This window comes from Ostreiculturibacter nitratireducens, from assembly GCF_032670585.1.
GTDB classification, from domain to species: Bacteria; Pseudomonadota; Alphaproteobacteria; order Rhodobacterales; family Rhodobacteraceae; genus Ostreiculturibacter; species Ostreiculturibacter nitratireducens.
Map to the genome: position 1 here is coordinate 462,231 of NZ_JAVQHL010000001.1, position 23,829 is coordinate 486,059.

The 23,829-nt window shown below is 65.6% G+C and carries 21 protein-coding genes; 10 read left to right on the plus strand and 11 right to left on the minus strand.

From position 1 onward, the window contains the following. Positions 1–6: 6 nt before the first annotated feature. Both ABCN56_RS02160 and ABCN56_RS02165 read left to right on the plus strand, forming a co-directional pair. Positions 7–753, plus strand: a complete 747-nt coding sequence (locus ABCN56_RS02160) for an amino acid ABC transporter ATP-binding protein (RefSeq protein WP_343079124.1) — start codon at positions 7–9, stop codon at positions 751–753. A 7-nt stretch (positions 754–760) separates the two neighbouring features. Continuing rightward, positions 761–2,143 (plus strand): lyase family protein, encoded by a 1,383-nt coding sequence (locus tag ABCN56_RS02165; protein ID WP_343079125.1) that lies wholly within the window; start codon positions 761–763, stop codon positions 2,141–2,143. A gap of 40 nt (positions 2,144–2,183) precedes the next feature. Here ABCN56_RS02165 and ABCN56_RS02170 read toward each other — a convergent pair whose 3' ends face one another. Both ABCN56_RS02170 and ABCN56_RS02175 read right to left on the minus strand, forming a co-directional pair. Next, positions 2,184–2,978 carry an NAD-dependent epimerase/dehydratase family protein gene (locus ABCN56_RS02170; RefSeq protein WP_343079126.1) on the minus strand — a complete coding sequence of 265 codons (795 nt, stop codon included), beginning with the start codon at positions 2,976–2,978 and terminating at the stop codon, positions 2,184–2,186. A gap of 59 nt (positions 2,979–3,037) precedes the next feature. Further along, positions 3,038–3,913, minus strand: a complete 876-nt coding sequence (locus ABCN56_RS02175) for a MurR/RpiR family transcriptional regulator (RefSeq protein ID WP_343079127.1) — start codon at positions 3,911–3,913, stop codon at positions 3,038–3,040. 136 nt (positions 3,914–4,049) lie between these two features. Here ABCN56_RS02175 and ABCN56_RS02180 point away from each other — a divergent pair, with 136 nt between their 5' ends. The 5 genes from ABCN56_RS02180 to ABCN56_RS02200 all read left to right on the plus strand — a co-directional run bounded on the left by ABCN56_RS02180 (position 4,050) and on the right by ABCN56_RS02200 (position 10,297). Beyond that, the gene (locus tag ABCN56_RS02180) at positions 4,050–5,012 is read left to right on the plus strand and encodes a TAXI family TRAP transporter solute-binding subunit (protein WP_425466062.1); all 963 of its coding nucleotides are present in this window, start codon (positions 4,050–4,052) and stop codon (positions 5,010–5,012) included. 104 nt (positions 5,013–5,116) lie between these two features. Then, positions 5,117–7,753: a TRAP transporter permease gene (locus ABCN56_RS02185; protein WP_343079128.1), complete on the plus strand. Its 2,637-nt coding sequence runs from the start codon at positions 5,117–5,119 to the stop codon at positions 7,751–7,753. Positions 7,754–7,765: 12 nt separating this feature from the next. Then, on the plus strand, positions 7,766–8,191 hold the full coding sequence (locus ABCN56_RS02190; protein ID WP_343079129.1) for a universal stress protein: 426 nt from the start codon (positions 7,766–7,768) through the stop codon (positions 8,189–8,191). A gap of 4 nt (positions 8,192–8,195) precedes the next feature. Further along, the gene (locus ABCN56_RS02195; RefSeq protein WP_343079130.1) at positions 8,196–9,524 is read left to right on the plus strand and encodes an aspartate aminotransferase family protein; all 1,329 of its coding nucleotides are present in this window, start codon (positions 8,196–8,198) and stop codon (positions 9,522–9,524) included. After that, positions 9,521–10,297, plus strand: a complete 777-nt coding sequence (locus ABCN56_RS02200; RefSeq protein ID WP_343079131.1) for a beta-keto acid cleavage family enzyme — start codon at positions 9,521–9,523, stop codon at positions 10,295–10,297. The genes ABCN56_RS02195 and ABCN56_RS02200 overlap by 4 nt, the downstream gene beginning before the upstream one ends. Before the next feature lie 27 nt (positions 10,298–10,324). Here the strand turns inward: ABCN56_RS02200 and cobF are convergent, their stop codons facing one another. After that, positions 10,325–11,014, minus strand: coding sequence for a precorrin-6A synthase (deacetylating) (gene cobF / locus ABCN56_RS02205; RefSeq protein WP_343079132.1), 690 nt, complete (start codon positions 11,012–11,014; stop codon positions 10,325–10,327). Between cobF and ABCN56_RS02210 the strand changes: the two genes are divergently transcribed. After that, positions 10,989–11,744: an adenosylcobinamide-GDP ribazoletransferase gene (locus ABCN56_RS02210; protein WP_343079133.1), complete on the plus strand. Its 756-nt coding sequence runs from the start codon at positions 10,989–10,991 to the stop codon at positions 11,742–11,744. The genes cobF and ABCN56_RS02210 overlap by 26 nt on opposite strands. 15 nt (positions 11,745–11,759) lie before the next feature. Here ABCN56_RS02210 and ABCN56_RS02215 read toward each other — a convergent pair whose 3' ends face one another. Next, on the minus strand, positions 11,760–12,674 hold the full coding sequence (locus ABCN56_RS02215; protein ID WP_343079134.1) for a LysR family transcriptional regulator: 915 nt from the start codon (positions 12,672–12,674) through the stop codon (positions 11,760–11,762). A 97-nt stretch (positions 12,675–12,771) separates the two neighbouring features. On the opposite strand from ABCN56_RS02215, the gene ABCN56_RS02220 reads away from it, so the two are divergent. Continuing rightward, positions 12,772–14,028 carry a M24 family metallopeptidase gene (locus ABCN56_RS02220; protein WP_343079135.1) on the plus strand — a complete coding sequence of 419 codons (1,257 nt, stop codon included), beginning with the start codon at positions 12,772–12,774 and terminating at the stop codon, positions 14,026–14,028. Positions 14,029–14,091: 63 nt separating this feature from the next. Here ABCN56_RS02220 and ABCN56_RS02225 read toward each other — a convergent pair whose 3' ends face one another. Genes ABCN56_RS02225 through ABCN56_RS02245 form a run of 5 tightly spaced genes read right to left on the minus strand, consistent with a single transcriptional unit; the run spans position 14,092 to position 20,594 of the window. After that, complete coding sequence (locus ABCN56_RS02225) at positions 14,092–14,808, minus strand: DUF3726 domain-containing protein (RefSeq protein ID WP_343079136.1); 717 nt, start codon at positions 14,806–14,808, stop codon at positions 14,092–14,094. Next, positions 14,808–16,481 (minus strand): hypothetical protein, encoded by a 1,674-nt coding sequence (locus ABCN56_RS02230; RefSeq protein WP_343079137.1) that lies wholly within the window; start codon positions 16,479–16,481, stop codon positions 14,808–14,810. The genes ABCN56_RS02225 and ABCN56_RS02230 overlap by 1 nt, the downstream gene beginning before the upstream one ends. A 58-nt stretch (positions 16,482–16,539) precedes the next feature. Continuing rightward, positions 16,540–18,087 (minus strand): BCCT family transporter, encoded by a 1,548-nt coding sequence (locus ABCN56_RS02235; RefSeq protein WP_343079138.1) that lies wholly within the window; start codon positions 18,085–18,087, stop codon positions 16,540–16,542. Between the two features lie 45 nt (positions 18,088–18,132). Then, a complete protein-coding gene (locus tag ABCN56_RS02240) occupies positions 18,133–19,146 on the minus strand; it encodes a membrane dipeptidase (protein ID WP_343079139.1) in 1,014 nt (337 codons plus the stop codon). Next, the gene (locus tag ABCN56_RS02245; RefSeq protein WP_343079140.1) at positions 19,143–20,594 is read right to left on the minus strand and encodes an aldehyde dehydrogenase family protein; all 1,452 of its coding nucleotides are present in this window, start codon (positions 20,592–20,594) and stop codon (positions 19,143–19,145) included. The genes ABCN56_RS02240 and ABCN56_RS02245 overlap by 4 nt, the downstream gene beginning before the upstream one ends. 90 nt (positions 20,595–20,684) lie before the next feature. Between ABCN56_RS02245 and ABCN56_RS02250 the strand changes: the two genes are divergently transcribed. Next, positions 20,685–21,545, plus strand: a complete 861-nt coding sequence (locus tag ABCN56_RS02250) for a LysR family transcriptional regulator (protein WP_343079141.1) — start codon at positions 20,685–20,687, stop codon at positions 21,543–21,545. A gap of 96 nt (positions 21,546–21,641) precedes the next feature. On the opposite strand, the gene ABCN56_RS02255 is transcribed toward ABCN56_RS02250, so the two are convergent. Next, the gene (locus ABCN56_RS02255) at positions 21,642–22,988 is read right to left on the minus strand and encodes an MmgE/PrpD family protein (RefSeq protein ID WP_343079142.1); all 1,347 of its coding nucleotides are present in this window, start codon (positions 22,986–22,988) and stop codon (positions 21,642–21,644) included. 27 nt (positions 22,989–23,015) lie between these two features. Then, a complete protein-coding gene (locus tag ABCN56_RS02260; protein ID WP_343079143.1) occupies positions 23,016–23,816 on the minus strand; it encodes a crotonase/enoyl-CoA hydratase family protein in 801 nt (266 codons plus the stop codon). Between the last annotated feature and the right edge of the window lie 13 nt (positions 23,817–23,829).

The following is a 23,829-nucleotide window of genomic DNA, read 5'->3' on the forward strand; positions in this document are numbered from 1 at the left end:
GGGCCAATGTCCTGGACACCCGATCAACCCATCGTCTCGATCAAGAACGTCCACAAATCCTTCGGCCACGTGGAGGTGCTGAAGGGCGTCAGCATGGACGTCATGAAGGGCGAGGTCGTCTGCATCATCGGCCCCTCGGGGTCGGGCAAGTCGACGCTGATCCGCTGCATCAACGCGCTGAACGACATCCAGCAGGGTTCGATCACGGTCGAAGGGCAGGAGGTCCATGACCCGAACCTCGACAAGCTCGAGCTTCGCAAGAAGGTTGGGATGGTGTTCCAGCAGTACAACCTCTTCCCGCACAAGACCGCGCTTCAGAACGTGATGATGGCGCCGGTTAAGGTCCTGAAGCAGGACAAGGCCGAGGTCGAGAAGAAGGCCCGCGCGCTGATGAAGAAGGTTCGACTGGAAGGCAAGGAAAACGCCTACCCCGGCGAACTTTCGGGCGGGCAACAGCAACGCGTCGCCATCGCGCGATCGCTTGCCATGAACCCGGACGTGATGCTCTTCGACGAGGTCACGGCCGCGCTCGACCCGGAAACGGTGAAGGAGGTGCTGGTCACGATCAAGGAACTCGCGGCCGAAGGCATGACCTGTATCCTCGTTACCCACGAAATGGGCTTCGCCCGCGAGATCGCCGACCATATCTATTTCACAGACAAGGGCGTGATCGTCGAACACGGGCCGCCGGATGTATTCTTCCAGAACGCCTCGGATCCGCGGACCAAGGAATTCCTCAGCCAGGTTCTGTGAGGCCCGGATGCGCAAGGACAAGGACAGCCTGGGCGAGGTCAGCATCCCTGACGAGGCTCTCTACAGTTCCGGCACCGTGCGCGGGGCGGAGAACTTCCGCCTGATCGGGCGGCCGCTCAGCGCCTATCCCGACTTCGTCGTCACGACCGCGCGCGTGAAGAAGGCCGCAGCGATCGCGAACAACCGGGCGGGCGGCATGACGGAAGAGGTCGCCCGTGCGATCGCCCAGGCCTGCGACGAAATCGCTTCGGGACAGCATCACGCGAACTTCATCGTGGCCATGGCGGAAGGCTCCGGCGGCACGTCCACGAACATGAACTTCAACGAGGTGATCGCCAACCGCGCAGGGCAAATTCTGGGCGACGAACTGGGCGCGTTCAGGAAGGTGCACCCCAACGATCACGTCAACATGAGCCAGTCGACGAACGACGTGCTCCCGACGGCGATCAAGCTGACCTGCGTGGTCGCTGCCGAGCCGCTGATCGCTTCGGCCTCCGATCTTGCGCGGGCCTTCCGCGACAAGGCGGAAACCTATCGGAACGCCCTGCGGCTTGGCCGCACCTGCATGCAGGCGGCGCAGCCGATGACCTACGGCCAGCTCTTCGATGGTTACGCCTCGGGGATCGAGCGCGCCATCGCCAATGTCCAGAAGGCCCGCGACGGCCTTCGCACCGTACCGATGGGCGGCACGGCCATCGGCACGGGGCTCGGCGCGGTGCCGGGCTACCGGGACCACATCGGCCCTGCCCTGTCGGAGGAATTCGGCTTCGACGTCTCGCTTCCCGCCGACTATTTCGACGCGATGCAGTCCGCCGACGCCTTCGCGCGGTTCTCGGCCGAACTGAAGATCCTCTCCGAGACGCTCGGGAAGATCGCCGCCGACCTCGTCATCCTCGGCAGCGGCGGGAATTCGGGACTGGGGGAAATCATCCTGCCCTCCGTGCAGCCGGGATCGTCGATCATGGCGGGCAAGGTGAATCCCGTCATTTGCATGATGGTGCAGCAGAACGCCTTCATCATGCACGGCTACGACGCGACGGTTTCGGTCGCGGCGCTTCATGGCCAGATGGAGATCAACCACTTCGAGCCTGTGATCGCGCACGCGCTCTTCAACGCGCTCGAGCTTCTGACGAACGGCTGCCAGATCTTCCGAGAGAAGTGCATAGAGGGCCTCGCCATCGACGAGGACCGTTCCTACGACAATCTGGTCCGGTCCCACGCGATGTCGTCCGTCTTCCTCCGGGATCTGGGCTATGAGCGGGTGACCGCGCTGGTTAAGGACGCGGCGGCCAAGGGAATCCCCTTAGCGGAAAACGCCGTTGCACATGGCCTTCTGACCGAAGCCGGGATCAGGGCGTCTCTTGAACAGGCGGCCCAGGGGGCGACCTGAACGGAGCGGTGGCAGGCTACGGGGCCATGCGGCCCTTGCGCTAGTCCTCGTGAATGCCGTCAGCGGCGAACATGCCACCCTGGTAGATCGCGTCAGGCGCGTCGCTGGATGGCGGAGCCAGTTTCGCGCCCAGTTTTTCGCGGAAGACCTCCGAGTTGTCCCTTGGCACCCAGCCGAGATAACTGACCTTGGAATTGTCCCACCAGGTCGCCTCGTTCGCCGAGGCGCCGTAGATGATCGGGCAACCGAGGTTCGGCACCTCGAACACACGCTCGATCAGGCGCACGAAGTCATCGTAGCTGAGCCAGGTCGAAAGCATGCGGTAGTTCTTCGGTTCCGGAAAACTCGATCCGATCCGCACGCAAGCGGTTTCGATGCCGAACTTGTCGAAGTAGAGGCTGGCGATCGCCTCGCCGAAAACCTTGGAGACGCCATAAAGGCCATCCGGCCGCGTCGGGGAATCGGCATCGAGCCTTTCGGTCTGCCTGTAGAACCCGATCGCGTGGTTTGAACTGGCGAAGACGATGCGCTTGCAGCCGTGTTTGCGCGCCGCTTCGTAGAGGTTGAAGACGCCGTCGATATTGGCGCTTCGGATCACCTCCCAGGTGTCCTCTACGGAACGGCCGCCGAAATGGACGATGCCGTCGCATCCTTCCACAAGCGCCTCGACAGCAGACTTGTCGGCCAGATCACAAGGAACGAGCTCTTCGTTCGGGGCGGCGGCTCCCAGGTCGGAGATGTCCGAAAGGCGCAGCACCTCGGCCATGTGGGCAAGGCGCATTCGCAAGACAGAACCGAGCCCACCCGCCGCGCCGGTGATCAGAAGTCGCTTCATCCCCGTCTCCTCGCTGTTTCACCCGCCATGCTGCGGACGCGGCCCTCGTTGGGCAAACCTCAGCTCCGAAGATAGCCGCCGAAGCTGGATATGCGTCTCTCGAATGCCGCGATATTCTCGGCGGCAGTCTCGGACCGCGCGGCCATGCCGGCAAGCAACATCTCCACCACGGTGAATGCCGAGGCCAGCGAAGGCATGAGCTGCGGCCCAGCCATCGGCAGCCGCAGAACTTTCCATGCCCCGGCCGCGATGGGCGAGGAATGGCTGTCCGTCATGGCGAGGATACGCGCGCCGCAGTCGCGCGCAACCTGGCAGGCGCGGACGACTTCGGTCGAATAATGTTCATAGGTGATGGCCACCACGATGTCCTCCGGCCCGGAGCGCGACACCTGGTCCAGAATGGACCCGGGCAACGAGGCGACCTCCACGAAATTCGGGAAGGCCATGTTGCCGACGTAGGAGAAATAGTGCGCGATCGAGTAGCAGCTGCGCACCCCCACCGCGTAGACGCGCCGGGCAGAGAGCAGCGGCGCGATGCAGGATTCCAGCTGCTCGAGCCCCTCGGCCGAAAACACCGCCTCGGCGTTTGCCCGGCTCGCCGTGATGACCTCCCCGAAGATCTCCGGTCCCGACCTGTTGAAAAGCGCCTGCGCACGTTCGCCGTAGCTGGCCGCGCGCTGCTGCAGGACGCTCTGCACTTCGGCGCGGAATGCATCGAATCCGTCGTAACCGAGTTCCCGCGAAAGCCGCATGACGGTGTTCGCGTTGACCCCCGCCCGTTCCGCCAGCCGACGAATCGAGAGAAAGGCGACGTCGGTGAAATTGTCGAGAACCCAGGCCGCGAAAGCGGAAACCGTCGGCGTGCCCTCGGCGGCGATCCTTCCAAGACGGTCGCGGAGATTGTCCTGCAATTCCGGCATGATGGCTCCCGTCATCCAATCCGAGTCCGAACCCTATCACGAGTTATACTACAGCGCACAACGCATTTGCTTTTTTTCCGGATCACCAATAATACGAATGCATTACTCCCCCGGACAACGATCCCCGGGAGATATCAGGAGAGGATACGCAATGAACATGAAGGCAATTGGGGCGGCGATCGCCCTGGCTATGACCTCCGCCCCGGCGATGGCGCAGCAGCAATTCGTCTCGATCGGGACGGGCGGCGTGACGGGTGTGTACTACCCGACCGGCGGCGCGATCTGCCGCATGATGGCCAAGACCCGCTCCGAACATGGCATCCGCTGCGCCGTCGAATCGACGGGCGGCTCGGTCTACAACGTCAACGCGGTCCGCTCGGGCGAACTCGAGTTTGGCGTCGCGCAGTCGGACGTGCAGTTCAAGGCCGTGCACGGCGAGGGCTCGCTGGCAGAACAGGGACCGAACCCCGACCTTCGCTCCGTCTTCTCGATCCACCCGGAGCCCTTCACCGTTGTCGCCCGCGCGGATGCCGGGATCACCAACTTCGAGGACCTGAAGGGCAAGCGCGTCAACGTCGGCAATCCGGGTTCGGGTCAGCGCGACACGATGGAAGTGCTGATGGGCGCGCTCGGCTGGACGATGGACGACTTCTCGCTCGTCTCCGAGCTTCAGGCTGCCGAACAAAGCCAGGCGCTCTGCGACAACAACATCGACGCGATGGTCTACACTGTCGGCCACCCCTCGGGCTCGATCCAGGAAGCCACCACGGCGTGCGACTCGGTGCTCGTCAACGTCTCCGGCCCCACCGTCGACCAGCTCGTGGCCGAGCATCCCTACTACCGCCTCGCCACGATCCCGGGCGGCATGTATCGCGGCACGGACTCTGACGTTCAAACCTTCGGCGTCGGCGCCACGCTTGTGACCTCGGCCAGCGTGCCGGATGACGTGGTCTACGCGCTGGTGAAAGCGGTGTTCTCGGATCTCGACCAGTTCCGCGGTCTGCACCCGGCCTTTGCCAACCTCGACCCCAAGGAAATGGCGAACGACGGTCTTTCCGCGCCGCTGCATCCGGGTGCTGAAAAGTACTTCCGTGAAGCCGGCCTGATCGAATGAGCCGGCATCCTGCGGCCATGCGTGCCGTCGGAACGTGACAGCGCAGGGCCGCCGCGATCCAAGCGGCGGCCCTTTTTCGCAATCAGGGTTGCAGTGAGGCGCTCATGACGGAAGACACGGAAGCCAAGACCGGCCGAGAATACACGGAGGCCGAACTCCAGGACCTCGTCGCAAGCACGGACAGCGGCGGGCGGATGCCCTCGAACCGCAACATCGCGGTCTTCATATCGTCGGTGGCGTTCCTCTGGTCCGTCTTCCAGCTCTGGATCGCGCAGCCGCAACTCTGGTTCGGCCAGTGGATCCCGGTGATGAACTCGTCGCAGACGCGGCCCGTTCACCTTGGCTTCGCGATCCTCCTGGCCTTCCTCGCCTACCCCGCGTTCAAGTCCTCCCCAAGGGACCGGATTCCGGTTTTCGACTGGGCTCTGGCCATCGTCGGCTCGGCCTGTGCCTTCTACGTGTTCCTCTTCTCGCGCGAACTCGCGCTGACGGCCCGTTCGGGCGTGCCTACGCAAACGCAGATCATCATCGGCTCGATCGGGATCGTGCTCCTTCTGGAAGCCTCGCGCAGGGCGCTCGGGCCGGCGCTTACCGTCGTCGGGTCGCTCTTTCTACTATACGCCTACATGGGCCAGGGCTGGCTCATCCCAGACATCATCGAGCATTCGGGCCTTTCGTTCGTCGCGATCGTCAACGCCCAGTGGCTCGACACGACGGGCGTCTTCGGCATCCCGCTTGGCGTCTCAACGGCGTTCGTGTTCCTGTTCGTGCTCTTCGGCGCGATCCTCGACAAGGCGGGGGCCGGCAACTACTTCATACAGCTCGCCTTCGCGGGGCTCGGCGCGCTCCGCGGCGGTCCGGCGAAGGCCGCCGTCGTGGGTTCAGCTATGACGGGGCTCATCTCCGGCTCCTCCATCGCCAACGTCGTGACGACCGGCACCTTCACGATCCCGCTCATGAAGCGCGTGGGCTTCTCCTCCGAGAAGGCCGGCGCGGTCGAGGTCGCCTCCTCGGTCAACGGACAGATCATGCCTCCGGTCATGGGCGCGGCCGCGTTCCTCATGGTGGAATTCGTCGGCATCTCTTACGTCGAGGTCATCAAGCACGCCTTCATCCCGGCGGTGATCTCCTACATCGCGCTTGTCTACATCGTGCACCTGGAAGCGCTGAAGCGCGACATGCCGGCGCTTGGTCCGGCCGCCAACCTCGCCCGGATGTTCGTCAAGATCTTCGTCGGTTTCGTCGTCACGGCGATTGCCTTCACCGCGCTCGTCTACGGCATCAAGGGGCTCCGCGCAGCGGCGCCCGCCATCGCGGACCCGCTGGTGCTGGCCGCGATCCTCGTCGTCTACGTGGCCATGGTCCGCACCTCCGCGCGGCACCCAGACCTGGCGCTCGACGATCCGAACGCCAAGAAGTTCCATCTGCCGACCGTGGCCGAAGTCTTCCCGACCGGCCTTCACTACCTTCTGCCGATCCTCGTCCTCGTCTGGTTCCTGATGGTCGAAATGCAGTCGCCCGCGAAGTCGGCCTTCTACGCCGTGGCGGTGATGCTGCTCATCATCCTGACCCAACGCCCGCTCAAGGCGCTCTTCCGTGGCGAGGATTTCGGCGCGGCCACGCGCGCGGGCGGTCGCGACCTTGTCGACGGCATGATCGCCGGGGCGCGGAACATGATTGGCATCGGCGTCGCCACGGCGGCGGCGGGCATCATCGTCGCCACGGTGACGAAGACACCCATCGGCACGGAACTCGCCGGACTGGTGGAAGTCCTGTCGGGCGGCAACCTGATGATCATGCTGCTGCTGATCGGGGTGTTCTCGCTGATCCTCGGGATGGGCCTGCCGACAACGGCGAACTACATCGTCGTGTCCTCGCTCATGGCCTCAGTCGTCGTGACGCTCGGTGCGCAGGAGGGGCTGATCGTGCCGCTAATCGCGGCGCACCTCTTCGTCTTCTACTTCGGGATCATGGCCGACGTGACGCCGCCCGTCGGGCTCGCGAGCTTCGCTGCGGCGGCGGTTTCCGGAGGTGATCCGATCCGCACGGGCTTCACCGCGTTCTTCTACTCGATGCGCACGGTCGCCCTGCCGTTCCTGTTCATCTACAACCCGACGCTGATCCTTTACGGCGTCGACCTCGGTACGTGGCCCGGCATCCTTCATGCGGTCTTCGTGTTCTTCGTCGCGACGATCGCCATGCTTCTCTTCGCCGCCGCGACACAGGGCTATTTCCTCGCCCCGTCGCGCAAGTGGGAAAGCGCGGCGCTTCTCCTCGTCGCCTTCACGCTCTTCGTGCCCGGGTTCTGGCTGAACCGGATCCAGGATCCCTTCGTTGAGCGCCCGGCGACCGAACTGGCCGCCGCCTTCGACGAGGCCCTTCCGGGCGAGCGTGTGCGTTTCGTAGTGAGGGGGCCCTCATTCACAACCGGCCAGACGACAGAGACCACGCTTGTCCACACCGTGAGCGAGGAAGAGCCCGAAACCGGCCGCGCGGACGCCGCGGGCCTCTTCCTCCTGCCCGAAGGCGACAAGCTGTTCATGGATGAACCCATGTTCGGCACGCCCTACCAGGAGAAGCTCTCGGGCTTCGACTTCTACCTCGATGAGCGCGTCGAGGTGGTGAGCCTGCTCACGCCGGCGCATCGCATGCCGAAGCAGGTATTCTATATCCCGGCGCTTCTGCTGCTCGGTCTCGTCGTCGTGCTGCAGCGCCGCCGTCAGACCAAACCGGCCTTCTGAGGAGTGACGACAATGGCAAAGAAAGTTCTCTTGGCGGTCGACATCAACAACGAGGAGACGAGCAAGGGGCCGCTCGAGGCCGCGCTCGACCTCGTCCGTGATGGCGGCGTCCTGCATGTCGTGAGCGTTGTTCCGGAATTCGGGCTGCCGCAGGTTTCGGGCTTCTTTCCCGAGGGTTACGAAAAGAGGATGCTCGCCAAGTTCAGCGAAGCTCTCAAGGCCTGGGTCACCACGCATGTGCCCGACGGGGTCGAGGCACACCCGCACGTCGCCCACGGCACGATCTATGACCAGGTCGTCCGCGCCGCCGACAAGCTCGAAGTCGATGTCATCGTCATCGGCTCCCATCGGCCCGAGCTGAGGGACTACCTCCTCGGCCCCAACGCGGCGCGTGTCGTGCGCCACGCAAAACAATCTGTCTACGTTGTCAGGACCTGAATGAATGCCTAACCACATCTTCGGACGCTCGACCAAGGGCGCGCTGCCCACTGCCGTCTCGGGTGACGGCTGCTATCTGATCGACGCTTCCGGCAAGCGTTATCTCGACGGGTCGGGCGGCGCGGCGGTCTCCTGTCTCGGCCATTCCAACGCAAGGGTGCGCGCGGCGCTGCACGACCAGCTCGACCGCCTCGCTTTCGCCCACACCGGATTCTTCACCACCGAGGCGGCCGAAACGCTCGCCGACACGCTCGTCGCGCAAGCCCCTGAGGGGATCGACCGGGTCTATCTTGTTTCCGGCGGGTCGGAAGCGGTCGAGGCGTCGCTGAAACTTGCGCGGCAGTATTTCCTGGAAATCGGCCAGCCGGCGCGGCACCGGGTGATCGCCCGGCGCCAGAGCTATCACGGCAACACGCTCGGCGCGCTGGCGGCGGGCGGAAACGAATGGCGGCGCGCGCAGTTCGCTCCGCTTCTCGTGGAGACCACGCACATCTCCCCCTGCTACGAGTACCGGGGCCGCGCCGAGGGTGAGAGCCCGGAAGACTACGGCCGCCGCGTCGCGGACGAGCTAGAGACCGAAATCCAGCGCCTTGGCCCGGAATCGGTCATGGCGTTCATCGCCGAGCCGGTGGTCGGGGCGACGGCAGGCGCCGTGCCTGCGGTGCCCGGCTACCTGAAGCGCATCCGCGAGATCTGCGACCGCCACGGCATTCTGCTGATCCTCGACGAGGTGATGTGCGGCATGGGCCGGACCGGCTATCTGTTCGCCTGCCTCGAGGACGGCGTCGCGCCCGACATGATCACCATCGCCAAGGGTCTTGGCGCAGGTTACCAGCCGATCGGCGCGCTCCTGACCTCGGGTCGCATCTACGACGCGATCGCCAAGGGAACGGGCTTCTTCCAGCACGGGCACACCTACATGGGCCACGCGATGGCTGCGGCCGGGGCGAACGCCGTCATCGGCGAGATACTCGAACGCGACCTTCTCAGCCGCGTCCGCCAGCAGGGCGAAAAACTCGACGCGGCGCTCCGCGCGGCTTTCGCCCAGCACCCGCATGTCGGTGACATCCGGGGGCGCGGCCTGTTCCGTGGCGTGGAACTGGTGGCCGACAGGGAAACCAAGGCGCCCTTCGACCCCGCGCGCAAGATCAATGCCCGGATCAAGTCCGAAGCCTTCGCGGCGGGGCTCATCTGCTACCCGATGGGCGGCACGATCGACGGGCAGACCGGCGACCACGTCCTTCTCGCACCGCCCTTCATCATCGAGGATGCGCAGATCGACGAACTGGTGGAGAAGCTTTCGGGCGCGATCGACAAAGCCCTCGCGGCATGAGGCCCCTGCCCCGGCTGATGGTCGCGCCAAACGGCGCGCGGCTCACGCAGAGCGACCATCCCGGCATCCCCGTCACGATCCCCGAGATCGTCGCCTGTGCGATTGACTGCATGGCCGCGGGGGCGGACGGGCTGCACGCCCACGTGCGCGACGCCGACCAGCGTCACGTTCTGGACGCGGGGCAGTACGCGGAACTCCTGGTGGAACTCGGCCAGAAGGCCCCGAATCTCTACGTGCAGATCACGACTGAGGCCGTCGGGCGCTATACGCCCGCCGAACAGCGGAGCCTCGTCGAGACGCTCCGCCCCTACGCCGTTTCGATCGCGCTCCGGGAGATCACCGCAGGGGAGGATGACGCGACGGTTCGCCGCTTCTTCCACTTCTGCGCGGAGGCCGGCGTTGGCGTGCAACACATCCTCTACGACACCGACGACATCGCGCATCTCGCTCGGCTCTTGGCGTCGGGTACCGTTCCCCGTGAGGACCTGAAGGCGCTGATCGTGCTTGGCCGCTACGCAGAGGGGCTGAGTTCTTCCCCCGCCAACCTCGATGCTCCCGCCGCCGCGCTGGAGGCCATCGGCCCGCCCATCGACTGGGCGGTCTGCGCCTTCGGGGCGGGGGAAAACGCCTGCCTGCATGCGGCAGAGAAACGGGGTGCCAAGGTGCGCATCGGGTTCGAGAACAACCGGACCAACGCGGACGGGACCCTGGCGGCGACGAATGCCGAAAGGATCCGCGATTACCTTTCCTGCAGTGAAAGGGCCGGATCCTGACGGCTACGAGGATTGGCCGGTGGCCAGTCAGGCCGCCCCGCGGCGGATGAGGTAGATATCCATGATCCAGCCATGGTCCTTCCGGGCAGCAGCCCGACGCTCGACGATAGTTGGGGTCATCTCTTCCAGCGGCCCGGAAAGCAGGATTTCCTGCGGCATGCCGACATAGGCGCCCCACCAGATCGAAAATCCTTCGCCGGAAAGCGTCTGGAAGGAGCAGTCGCCATCCAGCATCACGACGATCGTATCGACCCCGTCCGGCCAGCCATTGTCGCGCAGTTGCCGCCCGGTCGTGATCTGTACCGGGGCACCGATTTCGTTCAACGGGATAGCGTGGGCCGCGCAGAGGCCCTGGATGGCCGTTATGCCGGGGATGACCCGAGTCCTGAGGGGAAGACGTTTCCCGACCCTTTCCGCGATCCGCAGGGTCGAATCGTAGAGCGACGGATCGCCCCAGACCAGAAGCGCGACGCAGCCCCCCGCTTCGGGATCGAGATGCGCGCGGACATGCGTTTCCCACGCCTCGGCGATGGCGTCGTGCCAGTCGTCGACACCCTCGCGGTAGCTCGGATTCTCGGCATCGCGTCGAGGCAGCTCGAATTCGACGATCTTCACCGATGACCGGACGTGATCGCGGCAGATTTCCCGCCGCAGCCCCGCAAGGTCCGACTTGTCGGCGCCTTTCAGCGGAATGAGGATCAGATCGGCCGCGTTCATCGCCCGGATCGCCTGCGCCGTCAGATGTTCGGAATTCCCGGTTCCGATACCCGAGCCGGTCCCACGGACCGCGAACGCCGTCAGGGCATTTCCCCTCGTCGGGCTTCTTGTCGGGGGAATCGCCGGGATCGTGCTCTGCGCGACCCTGGCCCTCGGCCTCCCCGCGCCGGTCGCCGCGCTGCTCGCCCTCGCGGCACAGATCGTCACGACGGGGGCGCTACACGAGGACGGGCTCGCAGACGTTGCTGACGGTTTCTGGGGCGGACAGACGCGAGAGCGCCGCCTCGAGATCATGCGCGACAGCCGGATCGGCAGCTACGGAACCCTGGCGCTGATCCTTTCGGTCGGCCTGCGCTGGCAAGCCATCTCGCTTCTTGCGGTGTACGACGCCGCGACCGCGTTCCTCGCCCTGATCGTTGTAGCCGTGACGAGCCGCGCCGTTCCTGCCGCGCTGCTCGCCGTGCTTCCGGCCGCGCGCGCCGACGGTCTCGGCAAGGTGGCGAGTGGCGTGGAAGTCGGACCGGTGGCTGCGGCCATCGCGATCGCCTGCGGCACGGCCCTCGTCACGCCTTGGGCCCTCGTCGTGCTCGCTGTCCAGGCGATCGGGGCCGCGCTGTTCGCCGGGTTCGCCGGACTTCGGATCGGTGGGCAGACAGGTGACGTTCTGGGTGCCAGCGAGCAGATCGGGGAATGCCTGGGGCTCGTCGTCCTGGTAACGGCGATGGCCTGAGGCACGACGAGCCGACTAGCCGCGGCCCGGATGCCCCGGCTGCAACAACGCCCGCTTCACACGTTCGGCGTCCTTCGAAAGGGCAACGCCGCTCCGGTGCAGGACGTAGTAGCCCTTGCTGGTCACGAGTTCGTCCGGCGACAGCGCCACCAACCGCCCCGACGCGATTTCATCCTCGAGCAGCGGCCGGCTTCCCAGCGCTACGCCCTCGCCCTCAAGCGCAAGGCCGACCGTCTGCAGATAGCTCGCGCACCTGCGCTTCGGCCAGTCGTGAACCAAGGGGTTTCCGGTCAACTCGGCCCATCTGCCCCAGTTGATCCAGTCGGGCCCGCGGCGGGAATAGTCCAGCAATGGCAACTCGCGCGATCTCGCGAAAAGATCGGCAAAGCCCTCGCGCGCCTTCACGATCGACGGCGCGGCAACCGGAACGAGGCGTTCGCCGATCAGCATGCCGCCTTCCCATCCGGGCACGACGCCATCGCTGTAGATGACGGCGAGGTCCGTCTCGGCGGAAAGGATGTCGCTGGGGCGATCCGTCGAAACGAGGTTGAAGGCGCAGGCGTCACTCCCCAATGCGAAGACACGCAACCTCGGCTGCAACCAGAACATCGCCACCGAGCTCATCGAGGCGATCGTGACAACCTTTTCCGCCGGAACACGAATGGCCGCGATGGACTGGTCGAGGAAATCGAGCGACATGGCGACCCGCTCCGCCAACCTCTCACCCGCCGGTGTCTTCCTGATCCTCCGGCCCCGACGCTCGAAAACCGGCACGCCCAGCCAGGATTCGAGCTGCTGGATCCGCTTGCTGACCGCGGCCTGCGACACGAACAGCTCGGCCGCCGCGCCGGTGAAGCTCATGTGACGCGCGGCGGATTCGAAAAACACCAGCGTGTCCAGCGGCGGCAGGTTCTTGCGATAGCTTTTCATAACCTAGGGTTATCACGATGAAGGAGAATTTCCACCGTTATCCTTACACTTCGCCAGTCATAGTATGCCCCTTGCTCTATCAAACCAGAGGATGGATATGGCCGAACTGGACTGGCACGCGGAACGCAGCGACCTTTCGGGGCTCGCGCAATTGGACCGGTCTCCGGACACGGACGGCATCGATCTTGTCGCCGTGCGGACCTATCGGCAGGGCCGTGTCCGGGCCGAAATGGCCAGGCGCGGCATAGCGGCCGTGATCCTGTCCGACCCGGTGAACATCCGTTACGCGACCGGAACGCGGAACATGCAGGTCTTTTCGATGCGGAACGCGCCCTCGCGGTACCTGCTGATGACGCAGGACCGCTCGATCCTGTTCGAATTCACGGGCTGCCTCCACCTCGGCCAGGGGTTCGAAACGGTCGACGAGGTTCGCGCCTCGAAGACGGCGAGCTTCGTCGCCGCTGGGCCGCACATCGCGGAACGCGAACGCGCCTGGGCCGCGGAGATGGCCGACCTGATCAATACGCTTGTCGGCAAGGGCGCGACCATCGGCCTCGAACGCCTGAACGCCGGCGTGGCGCTGGCGCTTGCCGAACAGGGGCTGCGCATCGTCGACGCCCAGGAGCCCGTCGAGATGGCCCGCGCGATCAAATCGGCCGAAGAGATGAAATGCGTCATCGCCTCGCTTCGCGCCACCGAGATCGGCGTCGGCAAGTTGCGCGACGCGATCCGGCCGGGCCTCACGGAGGTCGAACTCTGGTCCGTCCTTCACCAGTCGATCATCGCGCAGAACGGCGACTATGTCGAAACGCGGCTCCTGAGCGCCGGTGCCCGGACCAACCCCTGGTTCCAGGAAACGACCGACAGCGTGATCGGCGAAAACGAACTGATCGCGCTCGACACGGACGTGGTCGGCTGCCACGGCTACTACGCCGACTTCTCGCGCACTTTCCACTCCGGCCCCGGAAAGCCCTCGGACAAGCAGCGCGAGCTTTACAGGGTCGCCCACGAGCAGGTTCACTACAACATGGGCATCCTTCGCCCCGGCATGACCTTCCGCGATTACGCGGACGAGGCCTGGAACATACCCGACAGGTATTACGCGAACCGCTACTACCTTTCGGCCCACGGCTGCGGGATGACGGGCGAATACCCCTATCTCTACCACCACGGCGATTTTCCGGATGCCGGCTACGACGGGGTGATCGAACCCGGCATGACCATCTGCGTGGAAAGCTACATAGGCGAGGATGGCGGCAAGGAGGGCGTGAAGCTGGAGCAGCAGGTGCTCGTCACCGATACCGGCATCGAGCTCCTGTCGCAATTCCCGTTCGAAGAGGAATTGCTGCGCTGACTCGACTCGCAGGGCCGCCGTTTTGGCACGGCGGCTCTGCAAGTTCCGGAAGTTTCCTTCCGCTCAGTCGTTGTCGCTCTCGGCCGCACCCGCATCGGCGCGCGAGGCGTCGGACGCGGGCACCGTGGTACGCATCGCATATGCACTAAGAGCGGAGATCGTGGCCTTCGCAATCACGGGCGCGGGTGCCTTGTCAAAGGGTACGGCCGTCGCATCCTCGGCGCAGGAGATTGTCAGCTCGGCCTCTGCGACCGATGCCAGCTTTACCACGTCGCCGCCGACATCTCCATCGGCGGAAAGAACGACCGCCCCGCCCTGCCATTCCGCGCGAACCGAACGGCGAGCGGCCTTGGCGATGCCGCTGAGGAACGGCAGGATCAGCAGCGGACGGCTTACCGGGGCGCAGGAGATGCCCGGATCGCCCTGACCGGACTCGGCGATCTGCGTGAAGTCCGACAGCGCGGCTCCGAGCCAGATCGGGCAGATCGGGGCCACCCCGTTCGCCCGCCACGCGCCGTCGACCAAGACCGGGCGCATCGCGGACCGGTCGAGACCGTCGACACGGTCGAGTTGGGCCAGAATCGCGGACGCACCGTCAATGCCCCGCGCACTCAGCCAACCGGCCGCGAAGCCGGCCTCTTCCGCGAGGCCCCAGCTCATGCCTGCTCCGCGCGCAGCCTTGAGGCACAGCGACTCCGTCTCGTTGCGCGAAAGCTGCACGGCACCGGCTGCGGGAGGGACTACTGTTCCCGATACGGTCGGATCGTTCGGTTCCACCATCATGCTGTACCGCCGTTGTTCATGTCTGAAGGATAGGGTTCCCCCTGGAACAGGCTGATCCGCACCCATTTGTCGGAACGCGGATCGAACCGGCTCGCGCCGAAGAAGGCGAGCTTGCAGCGCATCAGGTCGATGGGCAGCATGTCGTCCGCGATCAGGTTGTCCTGGACCTCGGCGTAGGGATGATCCTTGGCGATCTGGGCGCGGCGGACCATGTAGCGATGATCCGGATGTTCCAGCAGGAAGGCCGCAACGGGCTCGTTGGCGGGCCGCGACGCAAGCGCCGCGTCCAGTTCAACCGCGAGGCGCGCGATGCAGAGCGGCATTTCGAGTTCCGCGCCACTTTCGTCGAAGCGGTTCCCCAGCCGAGGTTCCAGCTTCTCTTCGGAGACATACCAGAAGCGCGCCGCGTTCTCGGGGGCCGTGAAATCGATCGAAAGCGCCCAGCCGAAGTGGTCGGAGAGAACGGCGCGAAGCGCGCCAACCTTCATCGCGCCATCGAGCCGGAAGGCCGATGCCTCATCCGCGCTCATGCAGTCCGCGAGATCGTCCACGAGATCGCCATGCGGTTCGAGAAGGAGCGCGAAAAGCGCCTCCTGCCCCTCCAGCGACAGATCCTCACCCCAGCGCCAGAGCGCGTCCCAGGGCAGGGCCTCGCCTGCCGGCCAGTCGGCGGTCCGCTCAGCGACCAGCCTCAGATCACGGCGCAGGTCGGCGAGCTTCGCGATCTGGATCGGGTGCTCGGACCGCCACAGCGACGCGTTTTCGTCGGCCGCCGCAAGGGCGTCGCGGAAGCACGCGACGGCCTCGGGCGTCGCCTCGGGCAAGGCCCGCACCCGCGCAAGCGCCACTTCGCGCGCCTGCGCCCAGTTGTTCAGGAGAACCGGATGGCGGACCAGGAACGGCGCCATGCCGAGGCCCGTGGAGTTGCCGACACCGAGGTCGCGCTTGATCTCCGGGTCGAGAGTGACAGCCGCGGATCCGCCCTTGGCAGCCGCGAGGTGTTCCGCGAGGTCCACCGTGAAGGCGCGGGTCAGCCAGACGGAAAGCATCTCCGCCTGGAACGGGCCGGAAAGCTCTGCCCGGCCGGCGATCGCGTCGCGATCGGCCGCCCCGAACTTGCCGGAGCCATAGACAGCAGTCGTGCGCATCAGGTATCCGACGGCGTCGACCTCCTCCCTGTTCGGCTGGCGGCCGGCGGCGAGGCTGTCGACGACGTGGTTGAACAGACGGACAGAACGGTTCGCGCGGCTCAGTGACAGTTCGGTCGGGCCGATGCGGCCCGCTTCCTGCAGGGGCACATTGGCCTGCAGGCGATCGAGGTCGGCCACGGTGGGCTCGCCGTCGAACAGCGCGAAGGTCGCATCCCAGGCGGTCGCGATCACCCGGTCCGAACGCATTTCGTCCGGAAGGTCGTGCGCGAAGGCGACGAGGCAATAGGTCCGGTCCGGTCCGGTGGCGCGGTAGACGGCGCGCCCGACACCGTTTGCATCGACCTCCCACACGGGACGGTCGAACCGCCATCCTTCGTTCCGCACGCGCCGAAGCAGCACTCGGAGGAACGAAAGCCGCGTCGGATGGGCGCTACCCATTCGGGCAAGCCGCATCACTTCGGACGGCGGCCGGAGCGGCAGCGCGGCCTTTCGGTCGGGATGAGGGAGCGGTCTATCCATGACGTCCTCGCTGTTTGGAAACGGGACGGGCGGAAAATCCGCCCGTCCCCGGATTTCATTACTTGCGCCCCAGCGCCAGCGTGATGCGCAGCGCATCCCAGAGCGAGGGCAGCAGCACCAGCGACACCGGAACGGCGGTGACCACGATGAAGCTTTGCAGCTTGCCGACGCCACCGGAGCCGGTGGAGATCAGGATGAGCGCCATGACGCCCATGGCAATCCCCCAGAAGGCGCGCAGCGCGGCCGACGGGTTGTCGTCGCTCATCGAGGTCGCGATGACGTAGCTCATCGAGTCGCTCGTGGTGGCAACGAAGATCATCGTCAGCACGAGGAACAGGCTCGACAGGATGAAGCCCATCGGCATGGCCTGCGTGATCGCCAGAAGCCCGGCCGGCAGGTTGAACCCTTCGAACGGACCCGAGATGACGCCCGGCGTCACCTGTTCCAGCGCGATGCCGGTGCCGCCGATGATCGTGAACCAGAAGTTGGTGATGATCGGGGCGGCGATGGACAGCATCAGAATGATGGAGCGGATCGAACGGCCGCGGCTGACGCGCGCGATGAAGATCGCCATCAGCGGACCATAGCCGAGGAACCAGCCCCAGAAGAACACGGTCCACCAGCCAAGCCAGCCCGGCGCGCCGAACATGCCCGCGTCACCCCGATACATCGACATGTCGAAGAAGTTCGAAAGGTAGACGCCAAGGCCGCCCGCGAAGCCATCGAAGATGAAGAACGTCGGCCCGGCGACGAGCATGAAGGCGAGAAGCACGAAGGCCAGGATCACGTTCAGCTTCGACAGAAGCTGGATCCCCCGCGACAGGCCGGAGATCGCCGAAACGGTGTAGAGGCTGACCAGGGCCAGGATCACGATGGTCTGCGTGGCGAAGCTGTCCGGGATGCCGAACAGCGCGTTCAGCCCGTAGGACATCTGGAGACCGAGGAATCCGATCGGGCCGACGGTTCCGGCGACCACGGCAATGATGCAGGAGGCGTCCGCGATGAGGCCGATCGGCCCGTCGATCGCCTTGTCGCCGAAGACCGGGTAGAGCAGCGTCCGCGGAGCGAGCGGCAGACCCTTGTCATAGTGGTAGTGCATCAGCATCACGGTCGTGAGCGAGCCGAGGATCGCCCAGGCGAGGAAACCCCAGTGCAGATAGCTCTGCGCCAGCGCGGCGTGGGCGCGCGCCTCCGGGTCCGCGCTCAGATCGCCGAAGAGCGGCGGCGTCGAAAGGTAATGCGCGATCGGTTCGCCCGCCGCCCAGAACACGCCGCCGCCGGCAAGCAGCGTGCACATGATCATCGAACCCCACTGGAACGTCGTGAACTCCGGCCGCTCGAGCTGACCGAGGCGGGTGCGGCTGCCCGGCAGGACGCACAACACGATGCCGATCACGAAGGTGGCCAGCAGCAGGACCTGCCAGTAAAGGCCGAAATAGGTGGCCGAAACGTTGAAGCCCCAGTCGACGATCGACGACAGCGCATCGATGTCGATCAGTGCCAACGCGCAGAACAGCAGGATGAACCCGCCTGTGATCGCGAACAGCGGCTTGTCCACCCGGCCGAGACCGCCGGCAGTTCCGCGCCCTTGTGTCGTATCGCTCATCTCATTTCCCCTCTGAACGATCGAAGTCCATGTGCCCGAACTTTTCTATTTCATGGCACGCCGAAGCTCTTGCCCCGCAGCCGTCGCGGGACCGAAGCTATTCTCGAAAAAGCGCAGCCAGTTGCCGCCCATGAGGCCATCGACCTCGGACGCGCTCATCCCCGTCGCGCGCAGGCCCTCGGCGATCCGGCCGAAATCGCGGTTGTCGTGGAACCAGGTCGGCATGGGCGGGAAGCCCGGCGCGTCCGCGCTGCCCTCGCCGTAGTCGATCGACTTGGTCCAGCGCCCCACGCGCATCCATTCCACGATGCTGTCGGGCTGGTCCTGGCACAGGTCGGTGCCGATGCCGAGCCGGTCGACGCCCATCAGGTCGGCCGTTCGGGCGATCATCTCGCAGAAGTCCTCGAGCGTGCAGGCGCTGCCGCCGCGCAGGTGGTGCGGGTAGATCGAAAAGCCAAGCATGCCGCCGCTTTCGGCCAGCGCGCGCAGCACCGTTTCGGACTTGTTGCGCAGCGCGGGGTGCCAGCTTGCCGGGTTGGCATGGGTGATCGCGATCGGCCGGGTCGAATGCTCGATCGCCTGAAGGGTCGAGCGTTCGCCGGAATGGCTCATGTCCACGACGAGGCCGACGCGGTTCATCTCGGCAACGACCTGCCGTCCCATGCGAGTGAGCCCCGTGTCCTCGGACTCGTAGCAGCCCGTCGCGAGGAGAGACTGGTTGTTGTAGGTCAGCTGCATGAACCGCAGACCCAGCGTGTGCAGCACCTCGACGAGGCCGATGTCGTCTTCCATGCAGGACGGGTTCTGCGAGCCGAAGAAGATCGCCGTCCGCCCGGTCTGGCGCGCCAGCGTCACGTCGGCGGCCGTCCGGCCCTGAAAGATCAGGTCCGGAAAGCGCTCGAACCAACGGTTCCAGCGCTCGATGTTCAGCACCGTCTCACGGAAGCTCTCGTGGTAAGTGATGGTCACATGGACCGCATCGACACTGCCCTCGCGCATCTGGCGGAAGATCTTTTCCGACCAGTTGGCATATTGCAGACCGTCGATCGTGACGCTCATTCCGGGGCTCCAGCCGCAACATAGGCGGTCTTCACGGTGGTGTAGAACTCGGCGGCATAACGCCCCTGCTCGCGCGGCCCGAAGGACGAGGCGCCGCGGCCTCCGAACGGCACGTGGTAGTCGGTGCCGGCGGTGGGCAGGTTCACCATCACGCAGCCAGCGCGCATGTTGGCGCGGAAGTGCGACGCCCTCGACAGCGAGCGCGTCATGATGCCTGCTGTCAGGCCAAACTCGCTGTCGTTTGCGATTGAAAGGGCTTCGGCGTAGCTCCCGGCCTTGATGACGCAGGTGATCGGCGCGAACATTTCCTCGCGGTTGATCCGCATGTCGTTGCGGGTTCCGACGAAGACCGCGGGCGACATGAAGTAGCCCTCGGTCGACCGGTTCAGCCGCTCACCGCCACAGAGAAGCTCGGCACCCTCGGCCTTGCCAGCCTGGACATAGTCGAGGTTCTGCGAAAGCTGGGTGTCGCTGACGACCGGGCCGATCTGCGTCCCGTCCTCGAGAGCGTGGCCGACCTTCAGCGCCTTCGCGGCCGCGACGAGCTTCTCCACGAACGCGTCGTGGATCTTTTCGTGCACGATGAGCCGGCTCGCAGCGGTGCATTTCTGCCCCGTGCCGCCAAAGGCCGCGTTTGTTGCATGGGCGACCGCGAGCTCGAGATCGGCGTCGTCCATGACGAGCATCGGGTTCTTCGACCCCATTTCCATCTGGACCTTGGTCATGTTGGCGACCGCAGCCGCCGCGATCCCGCGCCCGACCGGGACGGAGCCGGTGAAGCTGATCGCGTCGACGCCCGCGCTTTCAACCAGGCGCTGGCCGACCGCACGACCGGGGCCGGTGACGAGGTTGAAGACACCTGCCGGAATATCCTGCTTGGCGATGATCTCGGTCAGGGCGACGGCCGAGGCCGGCGTCAGGTTCGCGGGTTTCCAGACCACGGCGTTGCCGAAGGCAAGCGCCGGCGCGATCTTCCATGCGGGCGTCGCCACAGGGAAGTTCCAGGGGCTGACGATGGCGACGACGCCGACCGGTTCGCGGCGGACGTCGATCTCGATCCCCGGGCGCACGCTTTCGGCAAGGTCGCCGTGCAGGCGCAGCGCCTCGGCGGCGAAGTAGGTGAAGAACTGACCGGCGCGGTAGACCTCGCCCTTGCCCTCCGCGAGCGGCTTGCCCTCTTCGCGCGAAACAATGCGGCCGATTTCTTCGGCGCGGGCCATCAGTTCGTTGCCGATCGCCATGAGCACGTCGTGCCGCTTCTGCACGCCGGCCGCCCACCAAAGCGGCTGGGCCTTGCGGGCGGCGGCGAGGGCCTCGTCCAGCTGATCCCCGGTGGCCTGGCCGTAACGGCCGATCACGTCGGATATGTCCGAAGGATTGATGTTGTCGATCTCGGAGCCGCCGGCAAGCCAGCGCCCGTCAATGTAGATCCCTGTAGGGTTCGTCATAACCACCTCGCTTCGCATTCTACTGTGCTAGACGAAGGCCAGAATTTAAGGCAATCTTGAAATTCTCAACTTGAATTCAGGATTTCTGAAATGGCCATCAAGCTGGAAATGCTCCGTGTCTTTCGCGCCGTGGCCGAGAAGGGAAGCCTCTCTGGCGCTTCGGATATCCTGGGGCGGACACCTTCGGCGGTGTCGATGATGCTTTCCCAGCTTGAGGAACATCTTGGCGCCCCCCTCTTCGAGACAGAGAGGAAGAACCGCCTGACCCCCCTCGGACAACTCGTTCTGGAAGAGAGCAGCCGCGCCACGGACGCCTACGAACGCAGTGTCGACGCGATCCGGCGGCACGCGCAATCGATCGCCGGGACGGTGAGGATCGCGGCCGTCCCTTCGGCGACGATCGCCATTCTGCCAAACGTGGTGTCCGCGTTCCGAGTGAAGCGTCCGGAGGTCCGGCTGGAAATCAGCGACGTCGACAGCGAGTTCGTCCGCCGCCGCGTCATGTTGGACGAGGCCGACATCGGCATCGTATCCGCGGCGCCGGACGACACGTCCGGCGGCACGGTCATACTGGAGGACGATCTCGGCATCGTCTGCCGGTCCGATGGCAAGATCGCCGCCAAAGTCACTGATGGTGCGGCGGTTTCCTGGAATCTGATGGAGCTTGAGCCGCTGATCGCGAACCCGCTCTGCAACCTCGTCACGCACCCGAGGGTCTCGGCACTGCTGATGGAGTGCAATCTGGAGGCGCGGAACACGATGGCGCTGCTGTCTTTGGTGAGGGCCGGACTGGGCGCGACGATCCTGCCGAGGAGCGCCCTGCAGGATCGGCTGGGTGACCTGTCCTTCATCGTGCCCCGTGATCCGGGGACACGGCGGGAATTGCGCAAGATCTCCCGCGCCGACAGTCTCCTGAGTCCGGCGGCGCAGGCGTTCTGGGCGGCACTCTAGCCCGCCGGGGACGACAAGGGACAACGTGCGCCGTCATCACCGAGGCGCTTGCCGGGCGCGAAGGACTGCTCCTCCGTCGCGGCCGGGGACACCCAGTCAGTCGCCTTCGAGAAGAGGCTCGAACACGTCGGAAAGAAGGGAGGCCACCCCCCGATCCGCTCCGGACGAAATGCCAAGGCCAAGGACCGCAGCCTCCAGGCGGCCACTGCGTTCGGCGCCAAGAACGGGTTCCGCCAGCCCGCGGTATTTCTCCACCATCTCCTCGGCCGGAAGCGGAGCCTCGGGGTCGCCCCGCGCTTCGGTCACGCCCGAGGCAAGACGGCGGCCGTCCTTGAGCACCAGCGTGACCTCGGCCAGCCGACGCGCCGGGAACGCGGCGTTGAAGTCGTCCCGCTCGGTGAAGACCATTCCTTCCGACAGGCGCAGGATCTCGGGATCGGAGAATGCCGCTTCCGAAACCTCCTCGGTTCCGACGCGCCCGCGTACCATGCCCGCGGCCGTCGGGAAGGAGGTGGAATACTGCGCCTCCTCCGTCGTCTTCGGACTGCGGCAGGCGAGACGGACGGACTGGTGGAACGTCTCGACCTCGATGCGCTCGACCTGATCGGAACTCAGCCCGTGCGCGGCGCGCAGGTTGAGGACTGCCTGCAAGGGCGGCTGGGCCCAACGGCAGACGGGGAAGCACTTGATGTACTGCTCCATCACCCGCCAGGTGCTGCCGAGATCGCCCCACAGGTCGGCGACGTCGGGCGCCTCCACCGTGATCGCGGGCGCGCCGGTGAACCCCGAGGCGGCGAGATAGGCGGCCGAGACCCCGGCCATCGCCCCCCAACCAGAGCCGTCCTTGACCATGGTCGGATAGTCGATGCAGCGCATCATCTGGCTACGCGGCCCGTGATACTCCGCGATGCCGATCGCCTCCCGCGTGGCCGCTTCGCCGAGACCAAGGGTGCGAGCGCCAAGCGCGGCGGCGGCAATCGCCACCCAGGCGCCGGAGGTGTGATAATCGCAGGCCGTCCGGTGGAGCGCGATGCCGGCGCGCGTGGCGACCTCGTATCCGATCGCCATCTGGGTCAGGAACTCGCGCTCGTCACTCAGCCCCTCGGCGTCGAAATAGGCAAGCACCGAGGGCAGGACGCCGCAGCCTGCATGGCCCTTGGTGAGCTTGTGACCGTCATGCCCATCCATCGAGTCGATGGAAATGCCGCCTGCCAGCGCCGCCCCCGCCGGACTGACAGCGCGCCCGTCGAACATGAGGCGCGTCCGGCGGCTCCCCGGTCCGAACATCCCCGCCGCGTGATCACGGATGATGCGCGACATGTCGGTGGTGGTCCCGGCGGCCGCCACACCGATCAGGTCCAGCAGCAGATACCGCGTGCGTTCGATAACCGGTTCGGGGATGTCCCCGAAACGGAGGCCGTGCAGAAAGTCATTGAATTTCATGGCAGACCTCAAGCTGCGTTGCGCAAACTAGCGACCGGTGAACACCGCGTCGCGCTTTTCCAGAAGCGAGGCCACCGCCTCGCGATGATCCTCGGTCTGGTGGCAGGCGCCCTGGTAGGCGGCAGAGATTTCCAGAAGCGAGTCGAGGCTCTGCTGCATCCCCTCGCGCAGAAGCCGCTTGGCGAGACGGAGTTGCCGCGGCGGGTTCCTGGCGATGCGCCCCGCAAGCTCGCGCGCGGCGTCCATGAGCGCGTCGGGCTCGACCACGCGCGAAACGAGACCCCAGGCCAGCGCGGTTTCCGCATTGATCGGCTCGGCGGTGAAGGTCATCTCGGCCGCGCGGCTGAGGCCGACCTGCCGCGGCAGAAGCCATGCGCCGCCATCGCCCGGAATGATGCCAACGCGCACGAAATTCTCGGCGAAGGTCGCGGTCGTCGAGGCGATGCGGATATCCGCCATCAGCGTCAGGTCGCAGCCCGCGCCATAGGCCGGGCCGTTGACCGCCGCGATGACCGGAACCTCGAGGTTCCAGAGCGCCTTCGGCACACGCTGGATGCCTGCCTTGTAGCCGTCACGCACTTCGAGGGCGTCCCCTGCGAAAAGGCCCGAGCGTTCGGCCATGTGCTTGAGGTTGCCGCCAGAGGAGAACGCCTTCCCTACCCCGGTGATGATGACGCAGCGCACCGACATGTCGGCCGAGATGCGGGCGCAGGCGTCAACGATGCCGTCCACCACGTCGGCATCCGTCACCGGGTTGCGCAGTTCCGGCATGTTGAGGGTCAGCGTGACGACGTGACCCTCCTGTTCATAAAGCAGCTTGTCAGTCATCATGCCTCTCCTC